At 45.5% G+C, this 255-nt stretch carries 1 rRNA gene; it reads right to left on the reverse strand.

What is annotated here, in order from left to right:
* Positions 1–92, reverse strand: a 16S ribosomal RNA gene (locus GYK42_RS29025); the annotation flags it as partial.
* Positions 93–255 lie beyond the last annotated feature (163 nt).

Here is a 255-nt window from a genome sequence, read left to right on the forward strand (position 1 = left end):
CCACCAGAGCAAGCTCCGTGCTGCCGTTCGACTTGCATGTGTAAGGCATGCCGCCAGCGTTCAATCTGAGCCAGGATCAAACTCTTCAGTTTAATCTCTGTTACTTTGCCATTTTATTGGCACCGTCGTTGCTGACGGGTCGCTCACTCAAAAAACTGACAGGCCACTACTTTCGTAGCGCCTATTTCATTATTTCTTGTGAACATTTGATATTTTAAGTATTACGACAATCCGAAGATCATCGCTGCACTACAT

It is taken from the genome of Janthinobacterium lividum, assembly GCF_011601275.1.
GTDB lineage: Bacteria > Pseudomonadota > Gammaproteobacteria > Burkholderiales > Burkholderiaceae_D > Janthinobacterium > Janthinobacterium lividum_E.